The organism is Saccharomonospora sp. NPDC046836, from assembly GCF_040645195.1.
Classification (GTDB): domain Bacteria; phylum Actinomycetota; class Actinomycetes; order Mycobacteriales; family Pseudonocardiaceae; genus Prauserella_A.
Genome location: NZ_JBEYXW010000075.1, coordinates 1 through 9,573 on the forward strand (window position 1 = coordinate 1; position 9,573 = coordinate 9,573).

At 64.1% G+C, this 9,573-nt stretch carries 10 protein-coding genes; all 10 read right to left on the minus strand.

The features are described from left to right. Nucleotides 1-65: 65 nt before the first annotated feature. Nucleotides 66-1,169 (minus strand): beta-galactosidase, encoded by a 1,104-nt coding sequence (locus ABZ863_RS34410; RefSeq protein ID WP_358543843.1) that lies wholly within the window; start codon nt 1,167-1,169, stop codon nt 66-68. Nucleotides 1,170-1,370: 201 nt separating this feature from the next. Further along, nucleotides 1,371-2,141, minus strand: a complete 771-nt coding sequence (locus ABZ863_RS34415) for an RraA family protein (RefSeq protein WP_358543846.1) — start codon at nt 2,139-2,141, stop codon at nt 1,371-1,373. 53 nt (nt 2,142-2,194) lie between these two features. After that, nucleotides 2,195-3,025, minus strand: a complete 831-nt coding sequence (locus ABZ863_RS34420) for a carbohydrate ABC transporter permease (protein WP_358543849.1) — start codon at nt 3,023-3,025, stop codon at nt 2,195-2,197. Between the two features lie 107 nt (nt 3,026-3,132). Further along, entirely contained in the window at nt 3,133-4,107 is a 975-nt protein-coding gene (locus tag ABZ863_RS34425) for a sugar ABC transporter permease (RefSeq protein WP_358543852.1), read from the minus strand. 1 nt (nt 4,108) lies between these two features. Then, the gene (locus tag ABZ863_RS34430) at nt 4,109-4,357 is read right to left on the minus strand and encodes a hypothetical protein (protein WP_358543855.1); all 249 of its coding nucleotides are present in this window, start codon (nt 4,355-4,357) and stop codon (nt 4,109-4,111) included. 198 nt (nt 4,358-4,555) lie between these two features. Further along, nucleotides 4,556-5,407, minus strand: a complete 852-nt coding sequence (locus ABZ863_RS34435; RefSeq protein ID WP_358543858.1) for an extracellular solute-binding protein — start codon at nt 5,405-5,407, stop codon at nt 4,556-4,558. A gap of 26 nt (nt 5,408-5,433) precedes the next feature. Beyond that, nucleotides 5,434-6,567, minus strand: coding sequence for a sn-glycerol-3-phosphate ABC transporter ATP-binding protein UgpC (ugpC, locus tag ABZ863_RS34440; RefSeq protein ID WP_358543861.1), 1,134 nt, complete (start codon nt 6,565-6,567; stop codon nt 5,434-5,436). Nucleotides 6,568-6,615: 48 nt separating this feature from the next. Beyond that, nucleotides 6,616-7,764: a glycerate kinase gene (locus tag ABZ863_RS34445; RefSeq protein WP_358543864.1), complete on the minus strand. Its 1,149-nt coding sequence runs from the start codon at nt 7,762-7,764 to the stop codon at nt 6,616-6,618. Then, nucleotides 7,761-8,654 (minus strand): carbohydrate ABC transporter permease, encoded by an 894-nt coding sequence (locus ABZ863_RS34450; protein WP_358543867.1) that lies wholly within the window; start codon nt 8,652-8,654, stop codon nt 7,761-7,763. Before ABZ863_RS34450 ends, ABZ863_RS34445 begins: the two co-directional genes overlap by 4 nt. Beyond that, a partial coding sequence (locus tag ABZ863_RS34455) for a sugar ABC transporter permease (RefSeq protein ID WP_358543870.1) occupies nt 8,651-9,573 on the minus strand: 923 nt, incomplete at its 5' end. The genes ABZ863_RS34450 and ABZ863_RS34455, both read right to left, overlap by 4 nt.

Genomic DNA, 9,573 nt, shown 5'->3' on the forward strand with positions numbered 1-9,573 from the left:
ACCGGGGAGATATCTGGCCACCAGCGGGGAAATCACTGGCCACCTATGGGGCGGCAACTGGCCGCCTACGGGGATTTTTCACTGACCGCCGACACCAGAAGTAGATTCTCGTTGACTCTATGCCACTGGAACAGTGGCTGGGCGGTCGCGTACTGCCGGTGATCCTCGTGAACCGCGCTAATGTGGTGCCACCATGGTTGAATTCCACCAGCAAAGCCGGAGGCTGCCCAGGTCCAGACCTCAGCACCAGGCATCGAGGTGGCGCGGAAGAAGCCGTGGCCAGCGCTGTACATCGCCATGCTCTCCGGCAACAGCCGGTCCCAGCCGAGCACACCATGCAAGCGCGACCCGACTTCGGCATTCAGAAGGAACCCGTCGGGAGCGGACCGTCGTTGATTATCGACAAACAATATCTTTGATTGATGTGCAACGTCGCGCACGTTGACGAATCGATTGGTCAACGCCGCTTGGGGGCCGTGGATCATTCCGACCCACAAACAATCAGGCCCGCCTGCCTTGGCGGTGACTCTAGAGTTCTGACGCCATACATCTGTGCGCCGTGACTCGTTCCAGCGAAGCCAGACCCGAAACGTGGGATCGTCGAAATCAACGCGCTCGGGTAGATCACCGCCATACGCATCACGAAATCGCACAGTACAATTACGGCAGAAGCAGATCCGACGAGCGTCCAGTCCCGCCCAACTGTTATCGGCGAATCCATCCGGATGGCTCCGTGCAATCACCTCCCGGATAATGGATGGCAGATACTCGTCGTAGTATTCACTGTTGACACACGCAATGTAGCGGTCTGCGGCCATGTAGGGACGGCCGTTGCGGTCTCGGGTGAACCAGTCGGGGTGTTCGCGGTAGAAGTCTGCAGTCGCCCGGTTCGAATCCATGCGAGCGATCACCGTCAGACCTTCTTCGCGCGCATCGCGCACTATGTCTCCGTAGAGATCGCGACCTCCGAGATGGCTTGCGCGGTAGTGCAAAGGGTTTTCACTCGGATAGAACGCTACGATTCCGCCGGCGTTGATGATGACGCCTTGGATCTCCGTTCGTCGCCACTGTTCGCGCCAGAATCTGGAGTCATACCGGCTCGGGTCGATCTCAGTGAGATTCGTCTGCCCCCACCGATGTGTCCGCTCGAACCAGGGCACGTTGGTCACTGCATCTCCTTGAGTTTCTCCGCGGGAGTGGACTCAGGGTTCCCTCGAGCCCCCTCCGAGACGGCTGTCGTCAACCAGGGCGGGGACAAGTGCCGGCGCATGCTGTGTGGCGCTTCAACGACGATCGGACGAGACTGATCGGTCGCCCAACGCCACGTTAAGTGCAGATCTGCGTTCCTGTGCAAACCTGCGGTGCGGGCCTCAGGGCCTACCTGTCATTCGTCGCAGCTTGTCCTCGGTCATCGCGCGCGGGTGTGGTCCAGTGTCGAAAAGGCTTTTGCAGGAGTCATCCTGCGCGAGTCCCAGGTGCTCGAACAGCATGCGACGCGTCCGCCGATCGTTCTCCGCCTCTTGAATCGCGTAGGTCAGCACGTCGTCGATCACCGCCTGTGGCACGATAATGACGCCGTCATGGTCGGCGACCACCAGATCGTCGGGGTTGATGCGCTGACCACCCAATGCCACGGGCATGCTATGTCCGCCCCACTCGACACGCCCCTGATACATCGGCTGCACGACCGATCGCGACCATACCGGCAGAGCTGCCTGGGTCACGATCTCGTCGGTGTCGCGCACCCCCCCGTTCGTGACAGCGCCACGGGCGCCTCTGCTGGCCCACACCATCGAGATCATCGATCCCACTGCAGGGGTTTCCTTGCCGCTGGTGTCGACGACGAGGAAGCTCCCTTCTTCGACCACATTGTAGAAGTCAGAGGCGAACACCTTTCCGTACCAATAGTCGTAGGCCCATTTCGTGTAGTCCTCGGGCGACATCGTGGGCACTGACTGCTGTGTCGGCAGGTGACGTGCCGTCCGTGCGAAGCCCACGGCGCGCGCCGGGTACAACGGTCGGAACTCAGGCGGAAGACTGCCGACGTGGTGCAGCCCGACCCAATCCATCCCGTCCCGGATATCGGTTACGCGCAGCTTGGCCGCGGTCTCCAGGGTCTCACGCTGCTTGGCGTCGAGCACTGTTTCTCCTTGCTGTTGGTCGGAGTCTGAGTGGCGGGCAGTGGTTGCGGTGTTCAGTTCGTTAAATAGTCGGCTGGTAGCCGACTCGGGGCGGAATCAGCTTCGCAGTCCGTGGTTGAGATACCACTGGTCAGCAGGCGCTGGAAAGCGACGAACAGGCCGATCACCGGAAGAAGTGAGACGATCGACATCGCGAAGAGCGCGGAGAACGACGAGCCCCCGCTGGAGTCGATGAACGACCGTAGCGCGAGTGGGACGGTGTACAGATTGGTGTCGGTGAGGTAGATGAGGGGTGCGAAGAAGTCGTTCCACGTGTAGATGAACGTGAAGATGGCGGCTGTCGCCAGGGCGGGTTTGGACAGCGGAAGGATCATTTGCCAGAAGATCCGGAAGTGCCCGCACCCGTCGATTCGCGCTGCCTCGTCGAGTTCGCGCGGCACGCTGCGGAAGAACTGAACGAGGAGGTAGACGAAGAACGCCTCGCTGGCGAGGAGCTTCGGTACAACGAGGGGTAGCCATGTATTGACCCAGCCGACCTCGCGGAAGAAAAGATATTGGGGGATGATCAGCACGTGAAGGGGAAGGAACAGGCTGGCGATCAGCACGCCGAACCAGAATCGCTTGAAAGCGAACTCGATTCGCGCGAATGCGTACGCGGTCACCGCCGAGGAAGCCACGGTGCCTACAACCGCCAGGGCTGCGATGATGAACGAATTGAAGAGGAACGTCGCGAACGAAACGCCGTTCGTGCCCTCCCAGCCGGTCGTGTAGCCGTCGAACGTGAAGTCGGCGCCGGGGAAGATGCCAGGATCGTTGATGCGGCTGTCATCGCGGAACGACGCCCCGATCATCCACATGAGTGGGTAGAACATGACTGCTGCCATCCCGATGAGGACGAGATGGCGGGTGAGACTGCTCGCGGTGAAGGACGCGGTCGGTCGAGTCGGTGTCGTTCGCTCTGCGGCGGACGGGTTCTGCGTGCTCTGGTTCATCATTTTTCGTCTCCGAAGTAGACCCATCGCCCTGCGGTCGCGAAGAAGATCCCGACGACGATTGCGATGATGACGAACAGTACCCATCCCAGTGCGGACGCGTATCCCATCTCGAAGTCGATGAATCCACGTTGGTACAGGTAGAGCGTGTAGAACAATGTCGAATTGGCCGGTCCGCCGGTTCCGTCGCTGACGACGTAGGCGGTATTGAAGGCTTGAAAGGCAGCGATGACGTTCATGATCATGTTGAAGAATATGATCGGGGTGAGAATAGGCAGTGTGATCGAGAAGAAGCGACGGAAAGGCCCGGCGCCGTCGACCAGTGCCGCCTCGTACAGGGATGCGGGGATCTGCTTGATCGCCGCCAGAAAGATGATCATTGCGGCGCCGAACTGCCATACGTTGAGTACGACGAGCGTGGACAGTGCAGTGTCCGGATGTCCGATCCACGACCAGGTCGATTCGAGGCCCACCACTCTCAGGATGCTGTTCAGGATGCCATCGGACTCGAACAGCCACCTCCACAGGAATGCGATGGCCACGCTACCGCCGATGAGCGACGGCACGTAGAACACGGCACGGTAGATACTGATCCCGCGGACCTTCTGATTGAGCAACAGCGCCAGCAGGAGTGCGACGATCACAACTAATGGCACGGAAAATGCCAAGTACGCGATGGTCACTTTGAGGGACGTGAGGAAGGTCGCGTCCTCTGTCAGCATTCGCCGGTAGTTGTCGAGCCCGATCCATTCCGGCGCTGCCAGGATCGGGTAGTCGGTAAACGACAGGTACAGGGACACCAGCATCGGTCCGACGGTGATGCCGACCAGTCCCAGCAGCCACGGGCTGAGGAAGGCGTAACCGGCGCGATTCTCCAGCCCCGACCGTGACGTACGCGGCCGGCGCGGCGGTGCCGGTGATCGCCCCGGCCGCGCCTGGACGATCTCATCAGGGGGCCGGGTAGTACCGGTCATGTCAGCGCACCATCCGATCTGCGGCGGCGAAGAGACTGTCGACGGCCGACGCCGTGTCGATACGGCCGAAAGCGAGCTCGTCGAATGTGCGCTGCAGTTCACGCCCCAGCGCGGCCGAACCGGACGGGCGTTCGGCCGGTATCGCGCCGGCGGTGTCCAGTGCCGTCCGGTAGTTCTGGATCGACCGCCGAACGTTCTCCGGTGTCTCATCGGAGCGCAGAAGGACCTGCTGCGCTGCTGTGGACGGCACCACGCCGTTACTGGAACGGTAGATGGTGACCGCGGTGCTGTCGTTGATGAAGTAGTCGATGAACGACGCAGCGTGGTCGGGGACCGGGCAGGTGGCCGCGATTGAGATGCCGTTCGAGCCGATGACGTTACCGGTCGTACCTGTTGCGCCACCTGGGTTCGCCAGGATGGCGAGTCGACTCCCCGCGTCGTTCCCGGTTCACGTTCGCTCGATGACCTGGACCTGGGGGATGTCGCCCGATGCCGACGCCGCCTGGCCCACCGCGAGTGGGCTGATCTCGAGATTGTTGTCCTGATTGGCGAGTAGCTCCGGCGGCACCGTGACTCCGGAGCGCATCAACGAGATCCAGAAGTCGAACCATTGGGCGAGCAGCTCGCGCGGAAAACCGAGCTGGTCGTCGTCGAAGAGGCGGTACCCGTGGGCGCTGACGAAGGACTCGAGGACGTAGAGGTCGCCGCCCTCGAGCTCGGTCGCGTGCACTCCCTCGGGAAGTCTCTCCTGCGTCGCGACGAGCCAGTCACGGTATTGCTCCCAGGTCCATGGGGCGGCCGGGGGCGAGGCTCCGACCGACTCCAGCAACCGTTCGTTGTAGGCGACGGTGCGCAGGATCGAGCCGATCGGAATCATGTAGAGGGAGCCGTCGACGCGACCGGTATCGAGAACGTCGTCCGGGATTCCCGAGACGTCGATGACGCCGGAATCGACCAGGTCGTCCAAGGGGCGCAGCAGGTCGTGTTCCGCGTACTGGGCCATGAAGGTCGTCTGCATGTCCGACAGGCATGCGACGTCGTCGCCCGCGGCGCGGATCGTCAGCTGTTCGACGTAGGAGCCGTACGAGGACATCTGCGGGTCGATCCGCGGCCCGCCGTAAGCGGAGCGGTATGCGTCGGCCAGTTCGGCGACCTGTTTGGCGCGTTGCGGGGTTCCCCAGAAGTTGTACGCCATGGCGTGGGCTCCGGTGGCCGGGGCCGGTGACGCGCAGGCGCTAGCGCCGAGGGCCATGACGACACCGATCGCCGCCCGCTTCATCGCGGTCCGACGAGAGCGCACTGTCGTGCCTCCTTCCGTGGTGCGAGTCAGGCCAGGGCCCCGTGGGCGACGGGCTCGTGGGCGACTTCGATTCGCTGGCCTGTCGCGGCGTCGAAGATGTGTGCTGTGTCGGGGTGGGTGGGGGTGATGTGGATGGTCTCGCCGATGGTGGGCCGGATGTCGCTGTGGGTTCGCACGACGGTGCGGTGGGCGCCGCCTCGGTGCTCGACCCGGCCGTAGACGTAGGAGTCGGAACCCAGTTCCTCGCTCAGCTCGACGACCAGGGGGATGCCGCCCTGTTCGGGCGCGACGATGCGCAGTGCCTCGGGGCGCAGGCCGACGACGATGTCGGTGACATTGTTCTCGGCGGCGGTTGCGAGTTGTTCTCTGCTGAGTGCGATGGTGTGTCCGGCGATGTCGGTGCCCGTCGGGGTGAGAGTGCTGGTGTAGAGGTTCATGGCCGGGGATCCGATGAATCCGGCGACGAAGGTGTTGGCCGGCCGGTCGTAGAGGTGGCGGGGCGGCGCGCACTGCTGGAGGGTTCCGTCGCGTAGAACCGCGACGCGGGTACCCATGGTCATTGCTTCGATCTGGTCATGGGTGACGTAGATGGTCGTGGTTCCGAGACGTCGCTGTAGATCGCTGATGTTCGCTCGTGTCTCGACACGCAGCTTGGCGTCGAGGTTGGACAGCGGCTCGTCCATGAGGAACACGGAAGGGTTGCGCACGATGGCCCGTCCCATGGCCACGCGCTGACGCTGCCCGCCGGAGAGGGCCTTCGGGCGTCGGTCGAGGTAGCGAGTCAGGTCGAGCATCGCGGCGGCGTCTTCGACCTTGCTGCGGATCTCGTCTTTGGGGATCCGCTGGATCTTCAGCGCGAATCCCATGTTCTGGGCGACGGTCATATGTGGGTAGAGAGCGTAGTTCTGAAAGACCATCGCGATGTCGCGGTCCTTCGGCGCCAACTGCGAGACGTCGTTGTCGTCGATCCGGATGGCGCCCTCGCAGACGTCTTCGAGACCGGCGAGCATGCGAAGAGCAGTGGACTTGCCGGATCCGGATGGGCCGACCAGGACCAGGAACTCCCCGTCCGGCACCGACAGGTCGAGGGAGTCGACTGCCCGGACCGGGGGAGTTCCGGGGTAGATGCACGATGCGGACTCGTAGGAAACACCAGCCATGACAGCTCCTGTGTGGTGAGAAGGGTGTGCGGTACAGACGAGAAGGGTTCAGCGGTGTGAAAGCGGCATGTCGAGGTAGCTGCGCAGAGCGCACCGGGCCGCAGTGCGCAGGTGCGTCGTCGGATCCCGCATCGCCTCGGCGCCGCCGCCGGCCACGCCGCTCGCGCTGCCGATCACCCTGATGCCGTGTTCGCGCAGACGGTGCGTCGGTAGGTCAGAGGTCCCGACCACAGCGACGACGGGGATCGACCTGTCTCGAGCTCGAAGGGCCAGGCCGATGGGGGCCTTCCTCGCCAGCGACTGGGAGCCGAGCTTTCGCTCGCCGACGACGACCGGGTCGGTACGTTCTAGGAGGTCATCCAGTCCGACCAGGTCGGCGACGGCATCGAAGGCGGAGCCGCGAGCTGCCCCGAGCACGGCGTGCAGTCCTGCAGCCGCGCCGCCGGCCGCGCCTCCCCACGCCAAACCCGCGGCGTCGAGACCGGTCGCTGGTGCGAGGACGCGGGAGAGACGGATCAGGCCGTCGTCGAGGATGCCGACGGTTTCCGGGTCGGCGCCCTTCTGCGGACCGAACACGGCAGCGGCTCCGTCCGGTCCGAACATCGGGACCTCGACCTCGCAGCATGCGAGGAATGTGGACTCGGCGACCTGCGGAAGCAGCCCGGACAGATCGACCCGGGCGATCCGGGACAGTTCGCCACCACCGGGCCCGACCGGGCGGTCATAACGATCGAGGAAGCGAGCCCCGAGCGCGGACAGGATGCCGGTGCCCCCGTCTGTGCACGCGGAGCCACCGAGCCCGATCGTGATCTTGCGGTAGCCGGCGTCGAGAGCCGCCCGGATGAGCTCACCTGTTCCGATGCTGTGGGCGAGGAGCGCGGTGCGGGCAGACGGGGTGATCAGCTGAAGGCCACTTGCTGCGGCGATCTCGACCACGGCACGATCACCCAGTGCGGCCCAGGAGGCCCGCACCAGTTTGCCCAACGGCCCGGTGACCGTGCAAGGATGATGACGACCACCGGCCGCGACGACTGCGTCGACGGTGCCCTCGCCGCTGTCGACGACGGGGATGACCGTCACGCCCGCGGCGGGGCGGACCTCGCGCACCGCCGCGGCGATGACCTCGGCTGCTCGGCTCGCGTCCAAGGTGCCCTTGAACTTGTCCTGCGCTACCAGCACTCTGGCCGGCGCGCTCATTTCGACCCCGTCGTGGCGATGCCCTGGACGAATTGGCGCTGGAACAGCAGGAAGACCAGGAGTACCGGTACGACGGCGACTGTGGTGACGGCGAGGATGGTGCCCCATGGGGTGGAGGCGACCTCGCCGCCTTGTAGCGCGGCCAGTCCGACCGGCAGTGTTTGGACGTCGTCTCCTTGCAGGATCACGAATGGCCAGAGGAACTCGTTCCAGCGGGACATGACCGAGAGGATCGCGAGCACACCGATCAGTGGTCCGGATACCGGGAGCACTACCCGCAGAAAGATCCGGATCTCGCTGGCTCCGTCGAGGCGAGCGGCTTCGAGGAGGTCGTCGGGGACGGCGAGCATGAATTGGCGTGCGATGAACACCCCGGTTGCTTCGGCCGCGCCGGGCAGGATGACGCCCCAGATGGAGTTGACCAGTCCGAGGTTCACGGCCACGACGAAGGTGGGGATCAGTGTGACCTGGATCGGGATCATGATCGTGAGCAGGTAGGCCAGGAAGATCACGGTGCGGCCGCGGAAGCGGAACTTAGCGAATGCGTACCCGGCCATCAGGCTGACGATGACTCCGAGCACGGTGCCGATCACGGTGATGAGCAGAGAGTTCGTCAGCCACGTCAGCAGCGGTCTTTCGAAGAAGGCCTCCCGGTAGTTCTCCAGGGTGGGGTCGGCAGGCCAGAGTCGGAAATCAGTTCCGGTGGCCTGACCGTTCGGGGTCAGCGAGGTGACGATCATCCAGAAGAACGGGAACAGCATCACCACGGTGATGGCTGTGAGCAGTGCGAAGACCGGTTTCGTGCCGGCCTTGCGGCGGCGGGGCCGAGGCTGCTGGACGGCTGTGGCAGGAGCCGGCGCGGCGCGGTCGAGGTCCGGGGTGGTGGTCATGCTGCTTCCTCCGAACGGCGCCCGGCGCGGAAGCGCAGCAGGGTGAACACGATCAGGATCAGGGCCAGTACGACGCCCGCTGCGCTCGCGTAGCCCATGTCCCCCTGGGAGAACGCGGACCGGTACACGAACTGGATGAGGACTGTGGTGGCGAAACCGGGTCCGCCGCCGGTCAGGACGAAGATCAGGTCGAAGACCTGTAGGGAGAACACCACGTTGACCACGAGCAGGAAGAATGTGGTCGGGGCCAGCAGGGGCACGGTGATGCTGCGGAAGCGTCGCCATGGGCCGGCGCCGTCGAGTTCGGCGGCTTCACGGGTCTCTTCGGGGATGTTCTGCAGTGCCGCGAGGTAGATGATCATGCAGAAGCCGGTGCGGCTCCACAACACGGCCAGGATCAGGGTCGGCATCGCCCAGGACGGTGAGGTCAGCCAGGGTGCACGGTCGAGCCCGACGGCGGACAAGCCGTTGTTGATGACGCCGTAGTCGCCGTTGAAGATCCACGACATGATGACGGCCACGGCAACACCGGAGGTGACCATCGGAGCGAACAACAGCGTGCGGAACACCGCTCGGCCCCGCAGCGGCCGGTTCAGCAGCAGGGCCAAGAACAGCCCCAACCCCATGGCCACCGGGACGGTGCCGACGGTGAAGATCGCAGTGTTGCGCAATGCCTGCCAAAACAGCGGGTCAGACACTAACCGCACATAGTTGTCGGCTCCGACGAACTCGGGATCAATCGTCACCGAACCGCTCAGGGTGCTGAACACCAGCGCCGCGCCGATCGGAATGAAACCGAACAACAGAAACAGCACCGCACTGGGCAACAGGAATCCATAAGGCACGAGCTGCCGGCGCAACGGCCGTTTCGACTGCACAGCAGGAGTGGACGTTGCCGGCGGCGGGTGCGCCGTCGAAC